Source organism: Lentzea sp. CA-135723 (assembly GCF_050936595.1).
Lineage (GTDB): Bacteria > Actinomycetota > Actinomycetes > Mycobacteriales > Pseudonocardiaceae > Lentzea.
This window is the reverse complement of sequence record NZ_JBNJMK010000001.1, coordinates 3470898-3496560: the sequence shown is the minus strand read 5'-3', so window position 1 is coordinate 3496560 and position 25663 is coordinate 3470898. Positions and strand designations below refer to the sequence as shown.

Below are 25663 nucleotides of genomic sequence, written 5' to 3'. Positions count from 1 at the left end.
GCGTGCCAAGATGGACCTATGGCGCGCCTGAACTACAACGAGCTCAACGACACCATCCGCTACACGATGTGGTCGGTGTTCCGGGTCGAACCCGGCAAGCTTCCGGACGACCGTTCGGCTGCCGCGAGCGAGACCCAGGACTACCTGGACGCGTTGGAGGGCAAGGGCGTCGTCGTGCGCGGCGTCTACGACGTGGCCGGTCTGCGCGCCGACGCGGACTTCATGATCTGGTGGCACGCCGAGGAGATCGAGCAGGTGCAGGCGGCCTACACGGGCTTCCGCCGCACGCCGCTCGGCAAGGTCTCGACGCCGGTCTGGTCGCAGGTCGCCCTGCACCGGCCCGCGGAGTTCAACCGCAGCCACATCCCCGCGTTCCTCGCGGGTGAGGAGGCGCGCAAGTACGTGTGCGTCTACCCGTTCGTGCGGTCCTACGAGTGGTACCTGCTGCCGGAGGAGGACCGCCGCAAGATGCTGGCGGACCACGGCAAGGAGGCCCGCGACTACCCGGACGTGCGGGCGAACACCGTCGCGTCGTTCGCGCTCGGCGACTACGAGTGGCTGCTCGCGTTCGAGGCCGCCGAGCTGCACCGCATCGTCGACCTCATGCGGCACCTGCGCGGCACCGAGGCGCGGCTGCACGTGCGTGAGGAGATCCCCTTCTACACGGGCACCCGCGTCCCGGCGGCCGAGCTCGTTCTCAACCTGCCGTGAGGTGAGTCGGGGGCTCGCGCCCCCGACCAACCGGTTATTTATCCGCGACCTTGTAGGCGCGGATGACCGTCAGCTCGACGGTGCTGCCCTTGGCGTCCTTCGCCGTGGCCCTCAACGAGGTCCACTGGGCGTTGCCGGGGTGGTAGATCAACGCGCTGTCGCCGACCACGCCCGCGCGGCGCCACGTCTTGCCGTCGTCGTGCGAGTACTCGACGCCGGTGACGCGGACCTTGCCCGCGTCACCCTGCGACTGCGTGAGCAGCCCGACGCGCTGCAACGTCCCCGCCGGCACCGCGCCGTCCTCGTCGAGCTTCGGCTCGAACCGGACCACGGGCAGCGACGGGATGGTGCTCTTGCCCTCGACACCGTGGGACTTGAAGTTCCAGGCCGCGGACACCTGCGTGCTGAACTCGAACTGCTTGCCGCGGTCGAGGCTGACCTCGGCGCGGAAGTCGCCCTGCGCCAGCGGGACGTTGTTGAACGTCCCGCCGCCGTCGGTCTCGCCGAGCAGGACCCCGTTGCGGTACAACGCGACCCGCCCGCTGTCGATGGTGGACGACCCCTCGCCGTGGTTGCCGTCGCTCAGCATCGGCGCGCCGACGTAGAACTGCGACCCGTACTGCTGGAGGTAGCCGTACTGCGACTCGGGCAGGCTCGGCGAGAACACCGGCCGCACCTCGCGCTCGCGGTAGGACTTGCCCGCCTTGTAGTCGCGGTAGGGGGAGTAGTGCCGTTCCTCCGAACCGTTGGCGTGCCGCGACATCACCAGGGACTGCCAGCGCAGGTCCTGGGTCGTCAGGTACTCGACCGTCGTCGCGCCGGGCGCCACCGGGTAGAGCGCGGTGCCGCCGCTCAGCCCCTGCGGTGACAACGGCATCTCGCCCTTGGACGCCAGGGTGTCCGGCTTGACGCCGCCGATCGTGCTCTTCACCTCGGCCAGGTCCTTCTTCGCCGGAGCCTTGGTGAGACCGACCGGCAGACCGCCGGGCACCGGGTAGGCGAGCCGGTAGTACCTGTGCGGGTCGGCCGTGGTGTTGGCCTGCAGCGCCGCGATCGACGACAGCTCGGCCGGCGGGAGCGGCCCACCGCCCTGGGCGATGCGGAGACCGCCGAAGCCGCCGAACATGAAGAAGGTGGCCCCCAGCGCGCCGCGCTCACCGAGCGCTCGCCGGTAGCTCAGCACGCCGACCGTGAAGTCGCCGGTCTCCTCCGGGGCCGTCACCGACACCGGCTGCGCGAGCCGGGCGTCCTGCTGGACCGTCAGGTTCCCGGTCAGCTTCACCGTCGGCTGGACGAGCAGGTCGTTCTCCTGCGGGCCGGACGAGAGCGACGTGTCGAGCAGGTAGGTGCCCTTGGGCAGCCGCACCTTCAGGTCGCCCGCCCCGAACACCGGCTTGAACACGCTGTTGTCCAGGCCCACGACGAACGTGAACGAGTCCGCCGGGTCCTGGCCGGCGCGGGTCGTCAGATCGAGCTTGAGGTCGTAGCTCTCCACCTCGCGGTCGATGCCGACGAGCGTGCGGACGGTGTGCGGGCCGGACGTCGCCACGACCTCGGCCGAGTACGCGGCGTCCTTGGTGCCCACGCGGGTGTCACCGGTGACGTTCACCGACGCGGATCCCTTCGCGGGCACCACGACCTTGGTGGCGCCGAGCGAGAACATGCCCGCCGGGGCGGTCGTCTTCAGCGCCAGGTCGAGCGTGAGCGGCGCGTCCGCCGGGTTCGCGTAGGTGATCGACTTCGTCACCGGCACGTCGTCGGCGTGCGGCCACTCGTGCAGGCCGAGGTTGACGGTGGTGTCGGCGGTCAGCACCTGGCCGATCGCCTTGGCCACGTCGATGCGCCCGGCGCCCTGGTCGAACGCGCTGACGCCCGCGGTGGGCTTGGCCGTGGTCGCGAGCACCGACTTGACCTGCGCCGGCGTCCACTCCGGGTGTTGCTGCCGCAGCAACGCCGCGGCGCCCGCGACGTGCGGGGTCGCCATCGACGTGCCGCTGAACGCGACGTGCTCGCCGGTGCCGGCCTTGGCGGCGACGATGTCGACGCCGGGTGCGGTCACCTCGGGCTTGAGCCCGCTGTCTCCAACGCGAGGGCCTTTGCTGGAGAAGGTGGCGAGCTTGTCGTCGCGGTCGACGGCGCCGACCGACAGCGCGGCCTCGGCCGTGCTGGGCGAGCTCACCGAACCCGGCGAACCCGAGTTGCCCGCCGCGATGACGAACAACGTGCCGTACTGGGCCGTCAGGTCGTTGACGGCCTGCTCCAGCGGGTCGACCTCCGGCGTGTCGCCGCCGCCGAGGCTCATGTTGACGACCTGGGCGCCCTGCTCCGCCGCCCAGCGCATGCCGTCGAGGATCCACGACTCCTGGCAGCCGAACTCGACGCACACCTTCGCGTCGATGATCTGCGCGCCCGGCGCGACACCGCCGTACTTGCCGCCCTTGCTCGCGACCGTCGCCCCGACGTGCGTGCCGTGGCCGACGTTGTCGGTGTTGTCGGGGTCGGTCGTGAAGTTCTTCTCCGCGATCTGCTGACCTGCGAGATCCGGGTGCTTCTCGTCGACGCCGGTGTCGACGACCGCGACCTTGACGCCCTTGCCGGTGATGCCCTTCTGGTGGGCGGCCGGCGCGCCGATCTGGGCGACGCTGCGGTCGAGGCTCGGCTTGCGGATGCCGTCGAGCCAGACCTTGTCACCGCTGTCCGTCTCGGCCCTGAGCGCCGCCCAGTCGTTCGCCGACCGGGCCCCGACTCTGGCCCGGCCGTCCACGATCAACGGCATGCGGTCGCGGTAGCCGAACTCCAGCAACGTGGTGACGTCGAAGAGCCTGCGGTCGAGCCGGCCCGCCGCCAGCGGCCCGAAGGCGTCCTGCGGCACCACCATCACGTGGCCGTCGGGCGTGTGTGCGGTCTTGAACGACATCTTCCCGCGGCCCTCGCCGGGCTGGATGGCGAGCACCTCGTTGCCGTCACCCAGCACGACCCTGTCGCCGGTGACGAGGGTGACCGCGTCGGCCGCCTGCCCCTGCGACGGGGCCTGGGCCACCGGTGGTGCGGCGCCGGCCACCCCGGCCGGTAGCGCCGTCAGGGCCAGCGCCGCCACGGCACCGACCGCTGTGAATTTTCCGCGCATTCGAATCCCCTCATGGTTCGAAATGCTGCGCGCTGTGGTTCGCGCAGGCCGGGGAAGGCCTTTCGCGACAAAGCGAAGGCAATACGTCCACAAAGGTCCCCCGACCCTTTCGAACGTATCGATGTCACAACATGGTCACACAGGGCCGAACGGGGGATTCTGGCCCACGATTCGTTCGCCCGTCAGTTCGACCGCCAGAACTTCCAGCTCGCCTTGCGCTTTTCTGACAGTTCTCCGCGTTCACGGCACCATTGCGTGAAAGATGCGGCATCCTCGCGCGCGCGTGAGCCTGCACGACGTGGGTGTTCGACGGCGTAGGCGTCGAAGAGCTGCCGGAACCGGTCGCCGAGCTCGTCGGCGACGGCGGGGCCGAGCATGCGGACGATGCCGCGTCGTTTCGACAGCAGCGCGCGGCGTTCGACGTTCAGGCGTTGTTCGTCGAATCCCGCGGGTGCGGGACCGTTCGCGAGCAATGCATTTAGCAGCTCCGCCTGTTGCTGGGCAAGCCTTTCGCGTGCGGACGAAAGGCTGTTCTCATTCACGATTTCCGCCACGATGTTTGTCCACCACCGCACGGATCGCGGCCAGTTCGCTCGCGATTTCCGCGTCGGACGGGTAGTTGTCGTCGCGTTCCAGCAGAACACCCGGCGGCGCGACGCGTGAGCACAGTTCGTCGAGCACTTCGAGAACTTCCGGAAGAACCGCGTGCGCGTGCGTGTCGTGGTAGATGTCGCCGTGTTGTTCGCCGCCGGCCACGTGCACGTACGCGAGGCGTTCGAGCGGGATCTCGTCCAGGAAGCGTTCCGGGTCCGTGCCGATGTTGCGGGCGTTCGCGTAGAGGTTCGCGACGTCCACGAGCAGCCAGCAGTCCGTGCGCTCGACGAGCTCGGCGAGGAACTGGCCCTCGGACAGCTCGCCGGCGGGCCACTCCAGCAGCGCGGCGACGTTCTCCAGCGCGAGCGGCACCGGCAGGTTCGCCTGGGCGAGCTTCACGTTGGCGACGAGCACGTCGAGGGAGTCCCTGGTGCGCGGCACCGGCATGAGGTGGCCGGAGTCGAGGCCGCCCGCCCGCACGAAGCAGACGTGGTCGCTCACCATCGGCGCTCCGACGGCCTCCGCGACCGCGCCGAGGTGCTCGACGCGGTGCAGGTCGACGGGGTCGGCGCCGCCCAGCGACAGCGACACGGCGTGGGGGAGGACCGGCACGCCGCGTTCCAGCAGCAGCGTCACGGACTCCGGCAGGTGTCCGATGTGGAGGTTCTCGGCGACGACCTCGACGAAGTCCACGCCGGGCAGCCGTTCCACGGTCAGGTCGATCTCCGAACGCCAGCCGATGCCGACGCCCAGGTCCTTGATGCCCGCCATCAGTCGCCTCCTCCGCCACCACCACAGCTGCTGCCACCGCCACAACTGCTGCTCGAGCTGCTGCAACTGCTGCTGCTCGACGAACAACTACTGCTACCACAGCTGCTGCTACCGCAACTGCTGCTGCCACACCCGCTGCCGCAACTGCCGCACGACGCCGCCGCCGAGCTCGACGCCGCGCCGCCACGGGCCTTGCGCCGCGCCTTCTTCTTGCGCGGGACCATGTTCGTCACGGCCTGGGACATCCCGAAGAGGGCGCCCACGGGCCGGCCGCTGATCTTGCCGCGGAAGCCTTCCAACGCCACGGCGAGAACCCTGTCGCTCGCGGTGACCCCCGCCAGGGCCGCCCTGCCCGCCCTCGTGAGCGGCTTCGCACCGAACGAGTACCAGCCGATCCCGAGGAACCCGACCGTGCCGATGAGCAGCCACGGTTGCGTGATGGCGACCAGCGCCAGGAACAGGCCGATCACCAGGAAGAGCCACCACGCCCCGAGCCGGGGGCGGGCGCTGCGGGTGAGCCTGCGCTTGCGCAGATCTCGTTGCAGCGCGTCCATTTTCACGCTGTCCGCGGCGTGACGCACGACCTGACCGATTCGCACCGATTTCATGCGCACCTGGTTGTGGATGTGCGTCTCGACGTCGGTCGCGGCGCCGTGGCCGTTCTGGTGCACGGCGGACACCAGGCCGTCGCGCGACACCCGCACGATCCCGCCGTCGATCAGCCTGGCCAGCGCGGTCTCCGCCGCCCGGCCCGGTCCTGCCGTGAGAAAACCGATCTCTTCCGCGGACACGTCCGTGCGCCGTGCCGCCGTGGGAACCGCCATCAGCTTCCTCCTCCGCCACCACAGCCACCGCCGCCGCCACCGCAGCTGGATCCGCTCGAACAACTGGAACCGCCGCACCCGGACGCGCCGCACGCACTGTAGGCGCTGTGGCTCGCACCGTCCGAAGAGGATCGCCGGGATCTGCGCGCGGGAGGCGGAGTCACGACGAGGTTCTCCGGGAGGCCGAACAGCGCCCGGACGCTCTGGCCGTCGATCCTGCCGTCGAAGCCGTGCAACGCCACCGCGTGCACGCGGTCCTGGGCGGTCACCTTCCGCAGGGCTTCCTTGCCGGCGTGGGTGACGGGGCTGCGGCCGTACTGCCAGAAGAAGAAGCCCAGCGCGATCGGCACGCCGTAGAAACATCCCGGCGCGGCGAACCCGAGCACGAACAGCAGGATCGCGATCGCCAGCGAGAACCACCAGCCCTCGTGCCGACGCCGTCCCCGTTGCATCAACCCGCGCCCCAGCAGGTGCTGGTGCAGCTGGACCATCTCGGTGCTGGTCGCCGTCGCGGGCAGGATCATGTCGAACGGGGCGGCGCTGCGCGCTTCGCCCAGCATCCGCGCCTCGACCGACGTGGTGGCGCCGTGGCCGTTCTGGTGCACGGCGGAGACGAGCCCCTCGCGGGACACCCGCACCAGGTCGCTGTCGATCAGCCGGGCCAGCACCGTCTCCGCCGCCCGCCGCGGGCCCGCCTTCAGGTAACCGGCCTCCTCGGCCGACAGCCACGTCTCCTGCGCCGTGGGTGTTTCCATCAGTTTCCCCCTCAACTGCTGGAACTGCTGCAGCTGCTGCTACTGCTGCTGCAACTCGAACTGCTGCAACTGCTGCTGCTGGAGCAGCTGCTGCTAGAACTGCTGCAACTGCTCGAACTGTTGCAGCTGCTGCTGGAACAACTGGATCCACCGCCGCAGCTGTGGTTGTCCCAGTCGTACGAACTGCAGCTGCTCGCGATGTACGAAGTGGACGTACCGGTGTTCGCCGCCCGCTGTTTGCCCCGCCGCAACCCGAACAAAGCCACGGAGTCCGCACTGCTGCGCGGGTTGCGCAACGCGTACATCCACACCGCCTTGCCGTTGCGGGTGAGCCTGCCCTTCTTGCGCAACAGGATCGCGAGGAACACCAGCAGCGCCGTCACCAGGAACAGCCGCGGGTCGATCGCGAACGCCACGAAGACCGACACGAACGCCAGCAGGAACAGCACGACCCGCAACGCCGACTTGCCGCCGCGCGGCCGTCCCCACTGCTGGTGCACCATCCCTCGCGCGACGAGGCTCTGGTGCAGCGCGCCCATCTCGTGGCTCGCCATCGCCACCTGCACGACCTGGTGGAGCGGGCGGGCGGCGCCGTGCAGTCCGGCGAGGACGTACGCCTCCAGCGCGCTCGTGGCGCCGTAGGTGTTCTGGTGGACGGCGGTCACGAGTCCCTCGCGGGAGATGCGCACGAGACCGCCGTCCAGCAGCCGGGCGAGCACGGCCTCCGCCGCCCTGCCCGGTCCCCCTGCCAGGAACCCGATCTCCTCCGCGGACCACGTGGTCCGGTGCGGTGTCGAGGACGTTGACATCAGCACTCCCCTCACTGGTGTCGGTGCATCTTCGACGTGAGATCTACCCCTGGGTTCCCGGTGTTACCTGAATAGGACCGAACGATCAGCTGCCGCCGCCGCAGCCGCCTCCACAGCCGCCGCCACCGCCACAACTGCTTCCGCTTGAACACGAAGAAGAACTGCTCGAACACCCGCTGTAGCCGGTGGTCGCGGTGTACGAGCCGGAACCGGACGAGGCGAGCAACGAGCTGCGCACCGCCAGGTCCGGGTAGGTGGCGAGACCGCCGAAGAGCACCATGCCCGCCGCGCCGGCGTACAGGCCGTCATCGGTGTTGGCCCGCACGCTCGTGCCCCGCGCCGACGACAGCACGTCGTTGCCCTTGCTGGTGCGGATGTGCTTGCCGCGCCTCGTCAGCAGCAGGATCAGCAGACCGGTGACGACGAGCTGCAACGTCAGCCAGCCGATGCTCGCCCCGATGACGATGCCGTTGATCCAGCGCACGAACCCGACGGCGAGCACCAGCCACAGCCCGGCGGAACCCTTGCGCAGTGCGCTCTTCGCGACGTCCGGGTCGACGACCAGGCCCATCTCGCGCAACCGCTCGCCGATCGACGTGACCACCCGGTCCTTGGCGACCGAGGGGATCATGAGGTTGACCGTGCGGTTGGTGTAGCGCTGCGCGTCGGTGATGACGGCGCGGTCCACGTGGTTGATCGACTTCGTGTCGGACGTGGCCTGAACGGTGCCACGCCGTGAGGTCCTGAGCTCACCCGCGGTGAGCAGGCGCGCGACGGACGTCTCGACCACGCGCCTTGGACCGCCTGCAAGATATGCGAGCTCGTCCATGTCCAGGGAGCGCACGGGCTGGGTGCTCCGACCCGCCCGCACGCGTACCCGAACGACGATCGCGACCAGCACCGCCAGTGCCAGCGCGATCCAGTAGAGCCGGAGGAACTCCGGTCCTGACAACCCCCAAGCCATCTGACCCACCCCCTGACTTGCCCCGAAGGTGCTTCGGTGCACTCATGGTGTGGTCCGGGCCACAGCCCGGCAAGGCTTGTTGACGAAGCCTTAGGGTTGTCCGCTTTCCGTCACGCTTCGGGGCAGAACGTTGTCACTGCAACGTTCTGTACGCCGTTCGCTAGCTCGACGAGCCGCCATCGACTCCGCCGGAGCCTTCACCGTCAGTACCGAAGAAGATCATTTCTGCCTCCCAGGTCTGTCCGGCCCGTGGTGGCCGGAGTGGGCTCAGTCTCCTATTCGGACGGAACGAGTTTCAAGGAGACGGAGTTGATGCAGTAGCGCTGATCCGTCGGGGTGGGATACCCCTCGCCTTCGAAAACATGCCCGAGGTGGCTGTGGCACGTGGCGCAGAGCACCTCCACGCGCTTCATGCCGAGCGTCCGGTCCTCGCGCAGGATCACGGACTCCCCGGCCAGCGGCGAGAAGAACGAGGGCCACCCGCAGTGCGAGTCGAACTTGGTGTCACTGCGGAAGAGTTCGGCCCCGCAGGCACGGCACTCGTAGACGCCCTCGGTCTTGGTCTCGGTGTACTCACCGGTCCACGGACGCTCGGTACCCGCCTGCCGCAGAACCGCGAACTCGGCGGGGTTGAGAACGGTGCGCCATTCCTCTTCGGAACGCACGACTTGGGGGGTGGCGCCGACAACAGGTTCCATGTCCCTTTATAACGCGGCCACGCCTGCGAGGCTTCCCGAGCCCACCGCGGTCCAGGCCGTCGTAAGACCCCGTTAAGGACTCGTTCTCGTTCGGGGTCAGAAGATGATGGCGAGGATGTCGCCGAGCGCGAACCAGATCGTCAGGATGACCCCGAGCAGGATCAACCCGACCACGAACACCGCCACGAGCCGCTGGTGCCCGGTCGTGCGGTTGGCGGAGTCCGCGAAGTCCTGCACACCGTCGAGGTAGCCCTCGACCGTGTACCCGGGACGCTGCCGCTGCATCTTGCCGAGATGGTCGGCGAACGCCTTCGTCTCGGGGTCGTGCGGGTCGAGGCCGATGAGCTCCTCCTGGAGTCTCTCGTTCTCGTCCTTCGAATCGCCCATAACCACCAGCGTAGTGGCAGAGGGTGAACAATCCGGGTGTGGCGGGCGTTGACGGTCAACGCCCGCCGGATCAGCCGGCGAGCGCCAGCGAGGGCCTGACCGCCCCCACCTCGCGGCCGTGTCCCAGCACCGGCACGGTCGCCAGCCCCTCGACCGCCCGGACGTCCACGCCGAGGCGCCGGAGCACCGCGACGACCACCACGGCCCGTGCCCGCGACGACCCGTCCGCGATCTTCAGAGCCACTCCTTCACCGGAGGGCAGCCCGACCGCGTAGACCCCTTCGGCCCCGTCCTTCGCGATGACGCCGGGCAACGCGGACATCAGTTCGGTGACGTCCCTGCCGGTCCCGCCGACCCACTCCGGGTGGGCGTTCATGGCGGCCGCGACCCGGTGCTCCAACGTGCCGGGAGCTGCCGCCGCGAGACGCCCGAACGCGCGGGCGAGTCCGGTCAGGGAGATGGCGAAGATCGGCGCGCCGCACCCGTCCACCCCGACCTGGGCGACGGGTTCGCCGGCCACGTCCTCGATGGTCGCGCGGGTGGCGACCTGCAGCGGGTGCGACGGCGAGAGGTAGTCGTCGGTCGACCACCCGTTGGCGACGCAGGTGGCGAGCATGGCGGCGTGCTTGCCCGAGCAGTTCATGTACTTGGGTGCGGCCTTGAGTCCGAGGGCCAGGTGCCGGGCGCGGGCCTCCTCGCCCAGCGGCAGGTCGGGCGTGCAGCGCAGCGCGTCCTCGGTCAGGCCCGCCGCGGCGAGGATCCGCAGAGCGCCGTCGACGTGGAAGTCCTCGCCGGAGTGCGAGGCGCAGGCGAGGGCGAGGAGCTCGCCGTCCAGGTCGAGGCCCGCGCGCAGCATGGCGAGGGCCTGCAGCGGCTTGTTGGAGGAGCGGGGGAACGCCACGTCGCCGGGGCGGCCCACGGAGACGACGGGCCAGCCCGACGGGTCGGTGGCCACGACCGTGCCGTGGTGGACGGACTCCAGGAAGTCGCCCCGCCAGACCTCTGCCACCACTTCGTGTCCCATGCCGCCCCTCCCAGGTCTCGGTGAAACTGCCAACTGTCGACAGTTGACACGTTCGCTAGTTTAGCGGGAGGACGGCCGGTGCCGTCCAGATCAGGAGACGAAGGTGACACCCCCTCTGCACCTCAGTCTGGCCGGGCAGGCCGTGGACGTGCTGCGAGAGCAGGTGCTGACCGGGGAGATCGCTCCGGGTTCGCGGGTCAACGAGGTCGAGGTGGCGCAGCAGCTCGGCATCAGCCGCGGGCCGTTGCGCGAGGCGATCCGGCATCTGGCGTCCGAAGGGCTGCTGACGCTGGTGCCGCACCGGGGTGCGTTCGTGCCCGATGCGACGCCCGAGGACGTCAGGGCGCTGTTCGAGCTGCGGACGGCGCTGGAGTGCGCGGCGGCCGAGCACGCCGCCTCGCGGCGGACCGACGTCGACCTCGTGCGGTTGCAGGACGTGTGTGCGGAGAGCCGGCGCAACTACCGGGCCGGGCAGCCGTTCCCGTACCGGCTGGACCTCGCGTTCCACCAGACGTTGCTGGACGCGGCGCGCAGCCCGTACATCGCCGAGCAGGTCCGGCTCGTGCAGCAACGGGTGGTGTTGTTGCGCAGTTCGCTGGAGGACGACCCGCCGCACCAGCACGCGTCGATGGACGACCACGACGAGCTCGTCCGCGCGATCTCCGATGGGGACGCGGCGAAGGCCTCGACCGTGATGCGCCGGCACCTCTCTCGCGTGTGCGCGCAGATGCTGACGAGTTTGACCCACTAACTTCTGTTCCATGATGTTCGGCGCCCGGCTCGTGCAGCACCGCAGGAACGCCGGGCTCAGCCAGGAGGAGCTCAGCGATCGGTCCGGCGTGAGCGTGCGCGCGATCAGCGACATGGAACGCGGCCGGGCCCGGTCGCCGCAGCGCCGCACGACCGAGGCGTTGCTGGACGCGCTGGGGCTCGACGAGCTCGACCGGGCCGAGCTGCGCCGGCTCGCGCGGACGGGGCGGGGCGCCCAGGGGAGTCCGGTCTGGTCGAGCCCGGTCTGGTCGTTGCCGATGTACGTCGCGGACCTCGTCGGCCGTGACGCCGAACTCGACGCGATAGCGAAAACGCCGCATGGGCTCGTGGTGGTCCATGGGGCCGCGGGCAGCGGTAAGACGAGCCTCGCCGTGATGGCCGCCCATCTGCTGGAAGGGAGCTTTCCGGACGGTCAGTTGTTCATCGACCTGGAGGGCTCCGCACGGCCGTTGCAGCGGTTGCTCAGGGACCTCGGAGTACCGGCGGAGCACGTGCCGGAGGACACGCACGGCCAGACGCGCCTCTACCGGTCGTTGGTCGCGGGCAAACGCCTGCTGCTCGTGCTGGACGGCGCGAGCACGGAGGAGGAGATCCACACGCTCCAGGCGGCGGCCCCGGGCTGCCTCACGATCGTCACGTCCCGGCGCCGTCTCGCCGGGCTGGCCGGGGCGGCCTGGATCCGGCTCGGCGGCCTCACCGAGCCGTGCGCGACCGAACTGCTCGCGTCGATCGTCGGCTTGGAGCGGGTCCAAGCCGACCCCGGCAGTGCGCGGGACCTCGTCCGGTTGTGCGGGATGTCGCCGCTCGCCCTGCGGATCGCCGGCAACCGCCTCGCGAGCCGTCCGCGCTGGCCGGTGCGTCATCTCGTGGAGCAGATCCAAGAACGCAGGCTGGCCGCGCTGACGGCGGGCGACCTGGACGTGCGCGGTGCGTTCGAGGTGTCGCTCGCGCACCTGCCGGAGACCGCGCGGCTGGTGTTCCGGCGCCTCGGCCTGCTCGTCGGCACGCACGTCACGCCCGGCCTCGCCGCCGTCCTGGCCGGTACGACCGCGGCCGAGGCCGAGCAGGCGCTGGAGGAGCTCTCGGACGTGAGCCTGCTCGACCCCGACGAGGACGGGTACGCGATGCACGGCCTGGTGCGGACGTTCGCGCACGGCCTGATCGACGAGACCGACGCGGACGCCGACCGCGCGATGCTCGCCTGGCTGCTGGAGCGGACGGTCGCGGCGGGAGTCCTCTTCGGACAGACGGGTGACGCGCGCCGGGTGACCGCAAGGGCGCAGACCTTCCCTGACGTGGCAACGGGAAGGCGCTGGCTCGCCGAGCACCGCGACCTGCTGCCCGAGATCGTCGAACGAGCCCAGGCGCGCGGCCTGCACGACGACGTGGCCCGCGCGGTGATCGCCCTCTCGCACTACTCCGCCATCGAACCGGGCCTGGTCTGGGAACGCGTCTACCGCCTCGCCCTCGCGTCCGCACGCGAGCCGTGGCAGGAGGTCGTCGTGCTGGGGCAGCTCGGCTGGGCGCTGTTCGACGTCGCCCACGCGCCCGGCCCCGCGCTGGAGGTGCTGACCCGCGCGGCCCGGATCGCCGAGACCACCGGGGAAACAGGGCATCTCGGCTGGATCTGGCTGATCGCGTCGGCCTCGTACAGCGGCCTCGGCGACTTCGACGAAGCTGAACGCGTGTGCCTCAGGGCCATCGACTCGATGCACGAACCGATGGACGAGCATTACGCGCGTTCGGTGCTCGGAGTGTTGTGGCGCTTGATGAACCGGCCGATCGCAGCCGTCACCGCACACGAAGAAGTGGCCCAACAACAACGCGCCTACGCCAACACCATCTACGAACTCTCCGCACTGGGCCGCACGCTCGGATGGCTCGGCCTCGCCCTGATTGACGTCGACAGGCCGGACGACGCGGTCGTGGCACTAACGGAAGCAGAGGACGTCTACCGGCGTGCTCAGATGGCGTCCTGGCTCGCCCGCACGCGCTGGCACCGCGGCCTCGCCCACCGCGCGGCGGACCGGCTCGGCGCGTCCGACGACGACCTCGGCCAGGCGCTCGCGGCGTTCCGGGCGATCGGCGACGGCCTCGCGGAGATCGAGATCCTGCGTGAGCTCGCCGAGAACGCAAACGCGCAAAACGACCAAATCGCTTACCAACGGCACTTGAGAGACGCGCTCGCCGCGTGCGAGCGCTGGGACACCGACGTCACCCGGGAGATCGCCGCCGGCGTGCGGGAGCGGCTCACCGGGGCGTGACGGAACGCGGTCAGCGCAGGACGGTGCTCAGGAACGCGTCGGCGTCGAACCGCTCCGCGCCGGGCGGCACCAGCCGGTAGGCCGCGTCGAGGAACTTCCGCAGCGTCGCCGAAGGCAGCTGGAACACCGTCACGTGCTGGTCGGAGATCAGCTCCAGGCGCAGCACCCGGCTCGACAGGGGCCGCAGCCGCACGTCCCCGTCGCCGGCTCTCATGCTCATGCCCTCGGTGACCAGGTCTCTGCCCATGATCCAGGTGGCGACCCTGCCACCCGCGTGGAACCGCATGGTGACCGCGAACGGGTCTTCTGCCTGGTAGATCAGCTCGGTCTCGACCGGGGCGGTGGACCCGCCCGGCCGGACGAAGTCGAAGACGGTGCGTGACGCGACCCGCATCGGGACTCCCTGAAGTGTTCGCCGGTGTACTTAAGGCATCACGTAATGGGCACCGAAATGGTTCAGCTGGTCGCGTCGCCGAATACCAATTGATTGGTCGAATAGTTTTCGCGTTCCCGCGTCTCAGTTCGTGGCGCCGGGCTGTGCGATTGGGCAGACCTGCGGAACTTCTGCCGGTGCTTCTGCATGGTCCTGCCGGTCCGCCCGCGATTTGCTGGGGGACATGGTTGCCCCACTTCGCCCCGGCCTCGTCGGGACCGCCGTGCGCAGGGCCGGTGACCTGCTCGTGGGCCGCGAGCGGGAGATCGCCGCCCTGACGGACGCGCTGAGTGGTGGCGCTCGCTCGTGCGTTGTGCATGGTGCAACTGGTATGGGGAAAAGCACATTGCTTTCCGTTGCATCTTCTATCGCGGTGCGCAGCGGGTTGCGGCCGGTGCGCGGTTTGCGGGCGTTGAGCGGCGTCGACAGCCACACCGTGCTCGTCGTGGACGACGCCGAGCGGCTCAGCGAGGAAGAGACCGATCGGCTCGCGCGATTCCGGGGAACGGTCGTGCTCGCGGGGGATTGCGACCCTGACGAACTGGCGGTCGTCGGCGCCGTGCGGGTGCCGTTGCGGCCGATCGGCGCCGACGCCGTCGCCGAACTGCTCCGGCGCCGGTTCGACGCCGAGGTCCCGCCGGACCTCGCCGCCGCGTGCCTGGCGTACAGCGGGGGCGCGCCGGGCGTGCTGAGCGATGTCTTGGAGGCTGTCCAAGACGTGACGGCGTTGCCCGCCGCGTTGCCGGGACTGCGCCTGCCACGGCTGTTGCGGGCCGTGCGGCGCCACTGGGACGTGCTGGACGCGGACGTTGTTGCCGTCGCACGGGCGCTGGCCGTGCTGGGGACCGCGTCGCTGGACGTCCTGGGCGAGGTCGCCGGGCTGGAGTCGTTCCGTGCGCTCGCCGCGTTCGAACGGCTCGTGGACGCCCGTCTGGCCGTGGGGGACCCGATGCGGATCCAGTCACCGGCGCTGGGGCACGCGATCCGGCACGAGATGACGCCCGAGGCACGCGACCGGCTGCACCGCGCGGCGTCGGAGGTGCTGCACCGCCGTTGTGATGCACCGGCCGCCGTCGCCGAACACGTGGTGGCGTGCGCGGAACCCGTTGGCGCGCACTGGGTGGCGCCGGTGCTGCACGACGCGGCACGGCTGCACCGGGCCGCCGGACGGGCCGAGCTCGCGGCCCGCTGCCTGCGGGCCGCCCTGCGCGAGCCGCGGAGCGCGGAGATCGCGGCGCGGGTGGCGGTGGGGATGGCGGACCTCCACCTGCGCTGCGGCATCCGGCCCCGCGCCGGTGAGCTGGCCCGCCAGCAGGGCGTCGCGGCTGACTGGTTCGCCGCCGTGGTCGTCGACTGGCAGTGCGACGAGGACGTGCTGGGCGTGGGGTCGATGCCGGCGGTGCCCGCGGATCCCGAGCAGGCGTTGCGGGAGCTGCCAATCGAGGGCCCCGGGGTGGTGCCGGCGCTCGCGCTGGCCGGACTCGGCCTGCTGCAACGGGATTCGGCGCACGTGGTGCTGGAGTTCCTGCCCCGGCTGCGGGCCCGGCTCGTCGGCGCGGAGCAGGACTGGCTGACGGCGCTGGAGATGTGGGCGCGGCAGGGCGAGCACGCCGTGGTGTCGCGGTTGATGCGCGATCTCGCCCAGGCGTCGCCTCTGCGCGGCTGCGTGGCGTTGGGGGCGGCGGCGTTCGTGGCGTCCTGTGTGGACACCGGACGGCCGGGCGAGGCGCGGGAGATGCTGGTGCGCCTCGGTTACACAGGAGACCTGCCGCCGGCGTGGGCGTGCAGGGTGTTGCTGCACCAGCGAGCTCGTCTGCACCTCGCTCTCGGCTCCGTGCGGGCCGCGTTGGCCGATGCCGGCCGGGCGGGCGTTCCCGAGCTGGTGGAACGGGCGCGAGCGGCGTTGGTGGAGCCGCGGCGGCCGTTGCGTTCCGCGGCGTGGGAGAAGCTGACACCGCACGAGTCGCGCATCGTCTCGCTGGTGCTCGAAGGCGAGACGAACCGGGTGATCGCGGAACGGTTCGGCGTCACCCAGCGGGCCGTCGAGCTGCACCTCACCCGCGTCTACCGCAAGGTCGGGATCAGCAGGCGGGTGCAGCTCTCGTCCGTCTTCGGGCGTTAGAGCAGGCCCGACCGCAACGCCCACGCCACCGCGTGCACCCGGTTGCGCAGCCCGAACCGTTCCAGCAGCTGGTGCAGGGCGTACTTCACGGTGCGTTCCGAGCAGAACAGCCGTGCGGCCACCTCGGCGATCGTCGCGCCGTCGGCGAGGAGCTTGAGCAGCTGGAGGTCGCGGTCGTTCAGCACGGCCGAGCGTTCCTGCACGGTCTGGCCGCCGACGAGCAGCTTGACCAGGCGTTCGGCGTTGACGTCCGCACGCCGCAACGGGTTCGCGAGCCCGGCGTGCGCCGCGATCGACGGGGTGAGGTCGTGCACGCGGGCCGCGATCACCACGATCCTCGCCGAACCCGACGCCCGCAGCCGGGCGGCCTGCTGCGCGCACAGCTCGTTCACCAACGCCAGCAGCACGTGCGCGTCCGCGCGTTCCGGCACGACCCGCACCCGCGGGGAGGTCTTCAGCAGGTGCGTCACACCGGCCGCGCTGATCAGGTCACGGGACTCCACCGCCACGCGCACCGGTTCGATTCCGGCGTCCGCGGCTGCCAGGGCAGTGCTCATGCCCCGATCTTGCGAGGTTTCCCCGGTTGTCCACTTCGGAAAACCGAACCGACGAGGACCTGCGTGCCCCGGACGGACGTGCGGAACTCGCCGGTCGGCCAGCGTTCGATCCGCAGCTCGTCGCCGGGCGTGACGGGGGCGGTGAAGCGGGCGTGCAGCTCGGTGAAGTCCAGGAACGCCACGGTGATCCCGAGCGTGCACAGGCCGTGCAGGATGGGTTTCGCGAACCCGGCCCTGCGGGCGAACTCCTCGTCGTGGTGCATCGGGTTGACGTCGCCGGTGCGCATGTAACGCAACGCCTGGTCGGCCGTGGTCTGGAAGAAGCTGGTCTCGGGGCGGGTGCCGGGCACGTCGAACCTGCGCGTCTCACCCCGTTCGCCGCCGAAACCGCCTTCTCCCTTGACGAAGCACGACGATCTCGTGGTGGCGTGCTGAGACGTCCACTCGCTGACGACGAGCGCGCCGGAGCCCTTGTCGTGGATGGCTGCGACGGTCTTCGTGACCTCCGTCGTGCCCTGGCGCGGGAGTTCGCCGTGCAGCCACAACGACTGTTCGGCGTGCAGGACCTGGGTCATGTCGGCGCCGGTCAGGCCGAGCTGCGGGCCGCCGTGTTGCAGCAACGGGATGGCGAACGCGGGGGAGTAGCCGCCGGCAGCGTCCGCGTACACCCCGGCGTCGTCGGCCGACCAGGTGCGGACCTGTCGTTCGACGACGCCGAGGATGCTGTGGTCGAGCACTAGCCGAGCGTGCCGCGCACGTTCGCGTGGCCCTTGAGCAGGTTGCGGGCGATCGTGCGGCGCTGGATCTCGTCGGTGCCCTCGTAGATGCGCAGCAGCCGCAGTTCGCGGTACCAGCGCTCGATCGGGAGCTCACGGGTGTAGCCCATGCCGCCGTGGATCTGCAGCACGCGGTCGACGATCTCGTTGGCCTTGATGCCGCCGTAGAGCTTCGCGATCGACTGCGCCTGCCGCGAGTCCTGCTTCTGGTCGACGAGCCACGCGGCGTGCAGCACGAGCCAGCGCAACGCCTCGATCTCGACCGCGGAGTCCGCGATCATCCACTGGATGGCCTGGTACTCGGCGATCGGCTGGCCGAACGTGACGCGGTTCTTGGCCTGCTCGATGGACATCTCGACCAGCCGCTCGACGCTGCCGAGCGCGCGGGCGGGCAGCAGGTAGCGGCCCTGGCCGATCCACTGCATGGCCAGGAGGAAGCCCTTGCCCTCCTCGCCGAGGATGTTCTCGTGCGGCACGCGGACGTTGTCGAACACCAGCGCCGCCGGGCCCCACTGGCCCATGGTCGGGATGGGCTCGGACTTCCAGCCCATGTCGCGGTCGACGAGGAAGCACGTGACGCCGCCGTCGGCGCCCTTCTCCTTGTCCGTCACGGCGAACACCATGACGAAGTCGGCCTCGTTGCCCTGGGTGATGAACGTCTTCTCGCCGTTGATGACCCACTCGTCACCGTCGCGCACGGCGGAGGTGCGGATGGCCTTGGCGTCGCTGCCGGCGCCCGGTTCGGTGATCGCGAAGCAGGAGACGCGTTCGCCGGAGATCGTCGGCAGGAGGTAGCGCTGCTTCTGCTCCTCGTTGCCGTGGAACAGGATGTTGTCCGCGTAGCCGCCGAACCGGAACGGGACGAAACTGCGCCCCAGCTCCGCTTCGATCAGGGCGGTCATCATCGCGCCGAGGCCCATGCCGCCGTACTCCTGCGGCGTGAGGACGCCGAAGAACCCGGCCTGCTTGGCCTTGTCCTGCAACGCTTTCAGCTCGTCCCGGGAGAGGCCCGGCTGGCCCGCGCGTTCGCGGCGCAGCACCTCGGGCTCCAGCGGGATGATCTCCTTGCGCACGAAGGTCCGCACCCAGTCGCGGATCTCCTTCTGCTCGGCGTCGAGCGTGAAGTCCATTGCTTTCCTTTCAGGCGAACGCGTTCACGCCCGTGAGCGCGCGACCGATGAGCAGTTTCTGGATCTGGCTGGTGCCCTCGTAGAGGGTGGTGACGCGAGCGTCCCGCAGGTACTTGCCGACCGGGTACTCGTCGATGTAGCCGTAACCGCCGAAGACCTGGATGGCGCTGTTGGCGACCTTGACCGCGGCCTCGCTGGCGAAGAGCTTGGCCATGCTGGCCTCGGTGCCGAAAGGCTGGTTCCGGTCGGCGAGGTCGGCGACGCGCCAGGTCAGGAGCCTGGCGGCGTCCGTCTCGACGGCCATGTCGGCGAGGAGCTCCTGCACGAGCTGGAAGCCCGCGATGGGCTTGCCGAACTGCTCGCGTTCCTTGGCGTACTTCAGCGCTGCTTCGAGTGCGCCTCTCGCCGCTCCCACGCAGCCAGCCGCGACGGACATGCGGCCCTTGTCGAGGGCGCCCATCGCCAGCTTGAAGCCCTGGTCGCTGAGCAGGGCGTCCTCGCCGACCTCCACGTCGTCGAGGGTGATCTCGGCGGTGGCCTGGCCGCGCATGCCGAGCTTGCCCTTGATCTCGGTGGCCTGGAAGCCGCGGGTGCCGGTCGGGACCAGGAACGCGCTGATGCCTCTTGGACCCGGTCCACCGGTGCGGGCGAACACGAGGGCCACGTCGGCCCACGTGCCGTTGGTGATGAAGACCTTGCGGCCGGTGATGCGGTAACCGGTGGCGGTCTTCTCGGCCCTGGTGGTGAGGTTGCCCGCGTCGCTGCCGGTGCCGGGTTCGGTGAGGGCGAAGCAGCCGACCTGGGTGCCGTTGGTGAGTCCTGGCAGCCAGCGTTGCTTCTGCTCTTCGGTGCCGTGCTTCGCGATCGACTTCGCGACCAGGCCCAGCGACACCGAGATGATGCCCCTGACCGCGCTGTCGCCCCTGGCGATCTCCTCGAGGACCAGGCAGTAGGCGAGGTTGTCACCGCCGCTGCCGCCGTAGCGCTCGTCGATGCCGAGGCCGAGGAACCCGACCTCGCCCAGTCTCTGCGGCAGGTCCCTGTCGATGGCCTCCTCGCGGTCCCAGCGCGTGGCGTGGGGCACGATGCGGTCGTCGGTGAACCGCCTGGCCAGCTCCCTGAGCTGCCGGTGTTCGTCCGAAAGCGTTAGATCCACGGGCCCTCCCGACTAACCGAACAGTGTTAGGTTAACCCACATGCCCCGGCCGAGCACCCCTCTGCTGAGCCCCGACCGGATCCGGTCGGTGGCTCTGGCCATCATCGACCGCGACGGCCTGGACGGCCTGTCGATGCGCAAGCTCGCCGCGGAGCTGGGCGTGCAGGCCGCGTCGCTCTACGGGCACGTCCGCACCAAGGACCAGCTGCTGAACGACATCGCTTCCACCGTGCTGTCCGCGGTCGACGTGTCGGGGTTCGCCGTCGACTGGCGGGAGGGGCTGCTGCGGTGCGCGCGCTCCTACCGTGCGGCGCTCTCCTCACACCCGAACATCGTGCCGTTCCTGGCGTACGGCCCGGCCGGCCGCGACGAGTCGTTGCAACGCTTGGACCTGCTCCACGGCGCGCTGGTGGATGCCGGCTGGTCCCGCCGCGAGGCCACGATGATCGCCGCGGGTCTGATGTACATCGTGTTCGGCTCGGCGTTGAGCTCGTTCTCCAGCGGGTTCTCGGCGGACCCCGCCGACTACTCCGGCCGCTATCCCCACCTCGACCGCGCCCACCTCCTGCCGGGTGTCGCCCGCGAACTCGACCGGGACAGCTTCGAGCTGGCGCTCGCGGCGTTCGTGCGCGGCCTTTAGTGTGCTGGCGTGGCTTCCAAGGCGATCGAGCTAGAGGTCGGTGACCAGCTGGTGCGGGTGTCCAACCCGGACAAGCCGTACTTCCCCGCGCGCGGCATCACCAAGGGCCAGGTGGTCGAGTACTACCGGACCGTGGCGCCCTACCTGCTGACCGTGCTGCGCGACCGCCCCGTGGTGCTGAAGCGCTACGTGGACGGCGTGGAGGGCGAGGCGTTCTACCAGAAGCGCGTCCCCAAGGGAGCACCTCCGTACGTGGAGACGGTCCAAGTCCGCTTCCCGTCTGGCCGCCCCGCCGACGAGATCTGCCCGACCTCCGAGGCCGTCATCGTGTGGGCGGCCAACCTGGGCACCTTCGACTTCCACCCGTGGCCGGTCCGGCGTTCCTCCGTCGACCACCCTGACGAGCTCCGCATCGACCTGGACCCCCAGCCGGGCACCGACTTCTCCGACGCCGCCAGGGTGGCTCTCGTACTGCGCGAGGTGCTGGCCGACGCGGGCCTCGTGGGCTACCCGAAGACCTCCGGCGGCCGCGGCGTCCACGTGGCCGTCCGCATCCGCCAGGACTGGGACTTCATCGACGTACGCCACGCCGTGATCGCCCTGGCCCGCGAGGTCGAGAAGCGAGCACCATCGTTGGCGACTTCCGCGTGGTGGAAGGAAGAACGCGGCTCTCGCGTCTTCATCGACTTCAACCAGGCGGCCCGCGACCGCACGATCGCCTCGGCCTGGTCGGTCCGCGGCACCCCGCGCGCCACCGTCTCCACCCCGGTCACGTGGGACGAACTGTCCTCTGTGGACCCAGACGACTTCGACGTCCTGACCGTCCCGAAGATGCTGGACGAACGCGGCAACCTGCACGACGGCCTGGACTCCGAGGCGTTCGGCATCGAGACGCTCCTGGAGTGGTACGCGGCCGACCCGCGAGGCGAGATGCCGTACCCGCCCGACTACCCGAAGATGCCCGGCGAACCCCTGCGCGTACAGCCTTCCCGAGCCCGCAAACAGGAGTAACAGCCCACCGTTCGACACCGATCCTGTCTGCGTGACAGCGATCGCGACCGTCGTGGCGGACCTGGCCGAGACCGCGCTGACCTGGGCTTCGAACACCCCCATGTCCCAGGCCCTCCGCGACCGGATCGCCGCCTACCTGCACGGCCCCGACTGCGCGTCCCTGTTCGAACTCCTCTGCCAGCTCGAACACACCGAGGAAGGCAAGTTCCACCAGACCGCGGAACGTTCGGAGCTGGCGGAGGCGTTCCGGCGCGAGTTCCAGCGCGCCGTGCGCCGCGAAACGCAGCAGTCCGCCGACTTCGCGGCCTCGCTGTGGGAAGTGATCGAGCAGAACGCCCCGTTCCGCACCGTCGACGCCCGTGACCGCATCCGCATCAAGGTCACGGGCCCTGACCGCCCCATCGCCGAACGGCTGGGGCTGGCACTCGACGCGGGCCGGCGTGCCGAGTCGCGGGCGACGGGCGAGGTCATCCGCGCGGCGATGGCGGGGAAGTACGACCGCGTCGTCATGCCGCACTCGAAGTCCGACTTCCGCTTCCGCGTCGACCAGATCTACGTCCCGCGCACGCTGCTCCTCGGGGACGACCCGGCCGCGGAGGACGAGGTGCGCGACCGCAGGTTCGTGGTGGTGGGAAACCCCGGCGCGGGCAAGAGCACGTTCATCCGCCGGATCCTGCGCCGCGCCGAGCTGGTGCCGTTGCTGGTGCAGCTCAAGCAACATCAGAAGCTGGCGGACGACTTCGTCACGATCATCACCAGGGAGCTGGGCCCGGTGACGCAGCGCGCCGAGTCGAGGCGGCACGTCGCCGATCTGCTGGACGCGGGTGAGGCGTTGGTGGTCTTCGACGGACTGGACGAGGTCGGGGACGTCCAGGCGCGGCGTTCGGCGGTGGCGGCGATCGAGGCGTTCGCGGCGCGCTTCCCGCTGGCGCGGATCGTGGTGACCTGCCGGCAGGAGAGCTATCCGGTCGCGCCGCTCGACGCCGTCACGTTTCCGGCCTACCGGTTGCCCGACTTCAACCCCGTGCAGGTCGCCCGCTACGTCCGGACCTGGTTCACGCTGGTGCACGCCGAGAGCCGCATCGACGGATTCCTCCACGACAGCGAGCACCTGAACGATCTGCGGTCCAACCCGTTGATGCTGTCGCTGCTGTGCATGCTGTACCAGAGCGAGGGGTACATCCCGGAGAACACCGCTGACGTCTACCGCGAGTGTTCCGAGCTGATGCTGGTGCGGTGGGACGCCATCAGCCAGGTGCCCTCGGTGATCCGCTCGGTGAAGCTGGCGAAGTTCCTGGTGCAGGAGCTGGCGCAGCACTTCTTCTTCGACCTGGAGGGACAGGGCGACGAGAGCGAGAAGACGTTGGAACGCCTCGTCGTCGCCCACCTGCGGGAGCGGGAGGACGAAGGTGCGCAGTCGTACCACCAGCAGGCGCGGGAGTTCCTGGACTACTGCGCCGAACGGGCGTGGGTGCTGACCCAGGTCGACACGTCGGTGGACGGTGAGCGGCGGTTCGGGTTCACGCACCGGACGTTCATGGAGTACTACACGGCTTGTCACGTGCTTCGGACCTGCTCGACCCCGGAGAAGATCGTCGAGCGGCTGCTGCCGATGATCCTGACGTACCAGAGCCAGGTCGTTCCCCAGATCGCTTTGCAGATGTACGACATGAACCAGGTGGATGGCGCCGACACGTGTGTCCGCCTGTTCCTGGCACATGGGCGCGAGTTCCTGACGGTCACCACCTTCCTGGTCAACTTCATGGTGCACAACAACCTTCTCCGGAGTACGACGGAGGAGTTGCTGGAGGCGGCGTTCGCGGTGCTGGGCCGGACCGGCGACACGCTTCTCCACCGCTCGCTGTCGGAGGTCCTCCAGGTGAGACCGGCTCGCGTCGAACGGGTGGCGCAGGCCGTGCTGGCCCGCACCGCGGTGGAACCGGGAACCGATCTGCGCTGGGGCGCGGGGAAGATGGTCGCGGATCCGTCCGTCGCGTTCGAGGTGGCGCTGGGAGACGTGCGGCACGGGAACGTGACGCTGTCGGCGTTCGCCGAGGAGTACGGGGTCAAGCCGTTGATGTACGCCCGGTTGCCGCCCCTGCCGGGGTACGTGCCGGGGCCGGCGGTCAAGGCGTGGGCCGATGGCGCGCAGAAGATCTCGGTGTTCAGCTACCTGCTCGAGCGGTGGGAGGAGGTGCTGCCGATCCCCGCCTCGGTGGTGCCCGGGATCGCGCGGCTCAGGGACGTCTCACCCGACTGGTACGAGCCTGAGGTCGACGTGTTCGGGGCGATGGTCGAGGCGATTCCTGCCGATCCCGATCCCGAGCTGGCATCGCGCCTCGCCGAACGGTGCGGCGACTCCCGGAGGCTCAGCCGGTTCGGGAACTGCTGGAGCGGTGGGGGCGGGGAGAGGTGGCGTTCGTCGACCCCTCTCGGTGAGGATCGGCGGCGTGGACCTTCGCTCCGGGACGCTGAGTCGTGTCGCGATCGGGGCCGGATGTGTTGAGCCGCAACGGAAGCGAGTGCTCGAAGACCGCCGGCCCGAGCAGGTTCCCTGGTTTCTCGCGAGGGTGGAGTTCGAGTTCGCGGGTGCCGGTCTGTTCGTGACGAAAGGCGAACGTGGCTGTCGGCGGGCGTTGGCCGGGGGATGCGGGCGGGTGAGTGAGCCAACCGGTTGTATCGGGGATGGATCTGGCGGGGGACTCCGTAGAATGGACGAAAGGAGAGGAGGTCGTCCATGTCGCAGCCCTACGTCGTGCGGTACGTCGGCGGTCCTCTCGACGGCCGGGTCGACTCGTTGCCGTCCACGCCGGACGACCCCAAGCAGACCGTGACGTACGTGCACCTGCACGGCGGGCCCAAGATCGTGCACGTGTACGACCTGTCGTACGCCGTCGAGTACGGGTGCGAGTACCGGCTGCGCGCCGACGAGGTCGAGCGGGCCGAAGAGGTCTAAGAGCGCTCCCACCTCGTTGATGATCTTGTGATCGACCCTGTGCTCAGAATTGTCGGGGGTGTAGGGCATGCTGGGGCACAGGTGTTCGAACGGGGAGGCAGCGCGATGGCGAAGAAGAGCGGGCTGTCGGCGGAGGACGTCGTCAACCTGCGCTCGCAGTTGGACGAAGGCAGTCAGCCGATGGTGTGGTTCACGGCGGCCGCGGTCGGCATGGAGGAGGGCAGGTCGGCCAAGCTGCTGGCCGTCACCGATCCTCCCGAGGGCGATTTCATCCAGGTCCGGCCCACGGGCTCGAAGGACGAGATGTTCCTGTCCCCGGCCGAGCTCACGCTGGACAAGCCCCCGCCCCGCAAGAAGCCGGCGACCCCGCCGCCTGCGCCGGTGGAGCCGCCGCGAGAGACTGAGATCATCCACCCCTACGTCCCGGAGGCGCCGGTGAAGCCCGCGGCCCCCAAGCCGAAGCCCGCACCCGCGGCCGCCGCTCCCGCCGAGCAGGCGCCCGCGCCGAAGCCCGCGCGCAAGCAGCAGCCGAAGGCCACCTTCCCCGAGGTCACGATCACGCTCGTGACGACCGGCGAGGGCGAGTGGTCCGTGGAGGTGCTCCAAGGCACCCGCAGGACGGTCAAGCCGACGCCGGTGCCGCCCGCCGCCGTGGCGCAGGCCTCGAAGCTGCTCGCGCCCGAGGTGGCCGAGATCGTCGAGGGCGTCCTGAACGCGGCGCGTGCTCAGCAGCTCGCCCGGGTGGAGCAGTTGCGGGCCGAACTGGAGGCCGCGCAGAAGGCCCTGGAGGACCTGGGCGCGTAGCGGCATCACGCGCTGCGACTCCCCGGTGGTTGTCCACCCGCGTTCGGGTGAGAGGGGTTCCCAGGGGTTGTGCCGGGGCGGACCGTGGGATGTGCGGATGTCCCGCGCAGGTCCGGCTTGGAGGACGGGGAGGCCCTGATGGGTACGTGTGGGTGCTGTTCCGGGTGCACGGGTCCCGGCTGCGGCTGCTGTTCCAGCTGCTGACACGGAGTTTCGGGCGGGGAGCCAGGCGGGCTCCCCGCTCTTTCGTAACCGAACGCGGGTGTCCGGCGACTTCCAGGGCATGAAGATCGTTTACCGGGACAACCGGGACTTCCGGCACGAGCAGCCGTCAGCGCCGCGCGACCCTCGGGAGACCGCGCCGCCGCCCTCCGAGCCG

At 69.9% G+C, this 25663-nt stretch carries 24 protein-coding genes and 1 pseudogene; 10 read left to right on the top strand and 15 right to left on the bottom strand.

Annotated features, from left to right (window positions below; all coding sequences use genetic code 11):
• The first annotated feature begins 18 nt into the window (after positions 1-18).
• Entirely contained in the window at positions 19-711 is a 693-nt protein-coding gene (hemQ, locus tag ACQEU1_RS15140) for a hydrogen peroxide-dependent heme synthase (protein WP_433201121.1), read from the top strand.
• A 34-nt stretch (positions 712-745) separates the two neighbouring features.
• Here hemQ and ACQEU1_RS15135 read toward each other — a convergent pair whose 3' ends face one another.
• The 10 genes from ACQEU1_RS15135 to ACQEU1_RS15090 form a co-directional block, all read right to left on the bottom strand.
• The gene (locus ACQEU1_RS15135; RefSeq protein WP_433201118.1) at positions 746-3838 is read right to left on the bottom strand and encodes a S8 family peptidase; all 3093 of its coding nucleotides are present in this window, start codon (positions 3836-3838) and stop codon (positions 746-748) included.
• A 182-nt stretch (positions 3839-4020) separates the two neighbouring features.
• Complete coding sequence (locus ACQEU1_RS15130; RefSeq protein WP_433201115.1) at positions 4021-4392, bottom strand: hypothetical protein; 372 nt, start codon at positions 4390-4392, stop codon at positions 4021-4023.
• The gene (locus ACQEU1_RS15125; protein WP_433211515.1) at positions 4373-5203 is read right to left on the bottom strand and encodes a DUF692 domain-containing protein; all 831 of its coding nucleotides are present in this window, start codon (positions 5201-5203) and stop codon (positions 4373-4375) included. The genes ACQEU1_RS15130 and ACQEU1_RS15125 overlap by 20 nt, the downstream gene beginning before the upstream one ends.
• Complete coding sequence (locus tag ACQEU1_RS15120; protein ID WP_433201112.1) at positions 5203-6027, bottom strand: TIGR04222 domain-containing membrane protein; 825 nt, start codon at positions 6025-6027, stop codon at positions 5203-5205. Before ACQEU1_RS15120 ends, ACQEU1_RS15125 begins: the two co-directional genes overlap by 1 nt.
• Entirely contained in the window at positions 6027-6782 is a 756-nt protein-coding gene (locus ACQEU1_RS15115; protein WP_433201109.1) for a TIGR04222 domain-containing membrane protein, read from the bottom strand. Before ACQEU1_RS15115 ends, ACQEU1_RS15120 begins: the two co-directional genes overlap by 1 nt.
• A gap of 11 nt (positions 6783-6793) precedes the next feature.
• Positions 6794-7591, bottom strand: a complete 798-nt coding sequence (locus tag ACQEU1_RS15110; RefSeq protein WP_433201106.1) for a TIGR04222 domain-containing membrane protein — start codon at positions 7589-7591, stop codon at positions 6794-6796.
• 85 nt (positions 7592-7676) lie between these two features.
• A complete protein-coding gene (locus ACQEU1_RS15105) occupies positions 7677-8555 on the bottom strand; it encodes a TIGR04222 domain-containing membrane protein (RefSeq protein WP_433201103.1) in 879 nt (292 codons plus the stop codon).
• Between the two features lie 275 nt (positions 8556-8830).
• Positions 8831-9253, bottom strand: coding sequence for a peptide-methionine (R)-S-oxide reductase MsrB (gene msrB / locus ACQEU1_RS15100; protein ID WP_433201100.1), 423 nt, complete (start codon positions 9251-9253; stop codon positions 8831-8833).
• A gap of 96 nt (positions 9254-9349) precedes the next feature.
• A complete protein-coding gene (locus ACQEU1_RS15095; protein WP_433201097.1) occupies positions 9350-9640 on the bottom strand; it encodes a hypothetical protein in 291 nt (96 codons plus the stop codon).
• A gap of 70 nt (positions 9641-9710) precedes the next feature.
• Positions 9711-10664, bottom strand: coding sequence for an asparaginase (locus ACQEU1_RS15090; protein WP_433201094.1), 954 nt, complete (start codon positions 10662-10664; stop codon positions 9711-9713).
• A 103-nt stretch (positions 10665-10767) separates the two neighbouring features.
• Between ACQEU1_RS15090 and ACQEU1_RS15085 the strand changes: the two genes are divergently transcribed.
• Both ACQEU1_RS15085 and ACQEU1_RS15080 read left to right on the top strand, forming a co-directional pair.
• Positions 10768-11415 carry a GntR family transcriptional regulator gene (locus ACQEU1_RS15085; RefSeq protein WP_433201091.1) on the top strand — a complete coding sequence of 216 codons (648 nt, stop codon included), beginning with the start codon at positions 10768-10770 and terminating at the stop codon, positions 11413-11415.
• 10 nt (positions 11416-11425) lie between these two features.
• The gene (locus ACQEU1_RS15080) at positions 11426-13699 is read left to right on the top strand and encodes a helix-turn-helix domain-containing protein (protein WP_433201088.1); all 2274 of its coding nucleotides are present in this window, start codon (positions 11426-11428) and stop codon (positions 13697-13699) included.
• Positions 13700-13709: 10 nt separating this feature from the next.
• Here the strand turns inward: ACQEU1_RS15080 and ACQEU1_RS15075 are convergent, their stop codons facing one another.
• Positions 13710-14093 carry an SsgA family sporulation/cell division regulator gene (locus ACQEU1_RS15075; protein ID WP_433201085.1) on the bottom strand — a complete coding sequence of 128 codons (384 nt, stop codon included), beginning with the start codon at positions 14091-14093 and terminating at the stop codon, positions 13710-13712.
• Positions 14094-14316: 223 nt separating this feature from the next.
• Here ACQEU1_RS15075 and ACQEU1_RS15070 point away from each other — a divergent pair.
• Positions 14317-14502: pseudogene (locus ACQEU1_RS15070) on the top strand (ATP-binding protein); the annotation flags it as partial.
• A gap of 3 nt (positions 14503-14505) precedes the next feature.
• Positions 14506-16254, top strand: coding sequence for a helix-turn-helix transcriptional regulator (locus tag ACQEU1_RS15065; protein WP_433211512.1), 1749 nt, complete (start codon positions 14506-14508; stop codon positions 16252-16254).
• On the opposite strand, the gene ACQEU1_RS15060 is transcribed toward ACQEU1_RS15065, so the two are convergent.
• The 4 genes from ACQEU1_RS15060 to ACQEU1_RS15045 are packed head-to-tail and all read right to left on the bottom strand — an operon-like array spanning position 16251 to position 19873.
• Complete coding sequence (locus ACQEU1_RS15060; protein ID WP_433201082.1) at positions 16251-16811, bottom strand: LuxR C-terminal-related transcriptional regulator; 561 nt, start codon at positions 16809-16811, stop codon at positions 16251-16253. The two genes, ACQEU1_RS15065 and ACQEU1_RS15060, sit on opposite strands and share 4 nt — an antisense overlap.
• A complete protein-coding gene (locus ACQEU1_RS15055; RefSeq protein ID WP_433201079.1) occupies positions 16808-17548 on the bottom strand; it encodes a MaoC/PaaZ C-terminal domain-containing protein in 741 nt (246 codons plus the stop codon). Before ACQEU1_RS15055 ends, ACQEU1_RS15060 begins: the two co-directional genes overlap by 4 nt.
• Positions 17548-18717 (bottom strand): acyl-CoA dehydrogenase family protein, encoded by a 1170-nt coding sequence (locus ACQEU1_RS15050; RefSeq protein ID WP_433201076.1) that lies wholly within the window; start codon positions 18715-18717, stop codon positions 17548-17550. Before ACQEU1_RS15050 ends, ACQEU1_RS15055 begins: the two co-directional genes overlap by 1 nt.
• Before the next feature lie 10 nt (positions 18718-18727).
• Positions 18728-19873 (bottom strand): acyl-CoA dehydrogenase family protein, encoded by a 1146-nt coding sequence (locus ACQEU1_RS15045; RefSeq protein WP_433201073.1) that lies wholly within the window; start codon positions 19871-19873, stop codon positions 18728-18730.
• 40 nt (positions 19874-19913) lie between these two features.
• Between ACQEU1_RS15045 and ACQEU1_RS15040 the strand changes: the two genes are divergently transcribed.
• The 5 genes from ACQEU1_RS15040 to ACQEU1_RS15020 all read left to right on the top strand — a co-directional run bounded on the left by ACQEU1_RS15040 (position 19914) and on the right by ACQEU1_RS15020 (position 25284).
• Complete coding sequence (locus ACQEU1_RS15040; protein WP_433201070.1) at positions 19914-20513, top strand: TetR/AcrR family transcriptional regulator; 600 nt, start codon at positions 19914-19916, stop codon at positions 20511-20513.
• A gap of 9 nt (positions 20514-20522) precedes the next feature.
• On the top strand, positions 20523-21524 hold the full coding sequence (ligD, locus tag ACQEU1_RS15035) for a non-homologous end-joining DNA ligase (RefSeq protein WP_433201067.1): 1002 nt from the start codon (positions 20523-20525) through the stop codon (positions 21522-21524).
• Between the two features lie 31 nt (positions 21525-21555).
• Positions 21556-24030: an NACHT domain-containing protein gene (locus ACQEU1_RS15030; protein WP_433201064.1), complete on the top strand. Its 2475-nt coding sequence runs from the start codon at positions 21556-21558 to the stop codon at positions 24028-24030.
• Positions 24031-24261: 231 nt separating this feature from the next.
• A complete protein-coding gene (locus ACQEU1_RS15025; protein ID WP_433201061.1) occupies positions 24262-24480 on the top strand; it encodes a hypothetical protein in 219 nt (72 codons plus the stop codon).
• A 105-nt stretch (positions 24481-24585) separates the two neighbouring features.
• On the top strand, positions 24586-25284 hold the full coding sequence (locus ACQEU1_RS15020; RefSeq protein ID WP_433201058.1) for a DUF6319 family protein: 699 nt from the start codon (positions 24586-24588) through the stop codon (positions 25282-25284).
• Positions 25285-25663 lie beyond the last annotated feature (379 nt).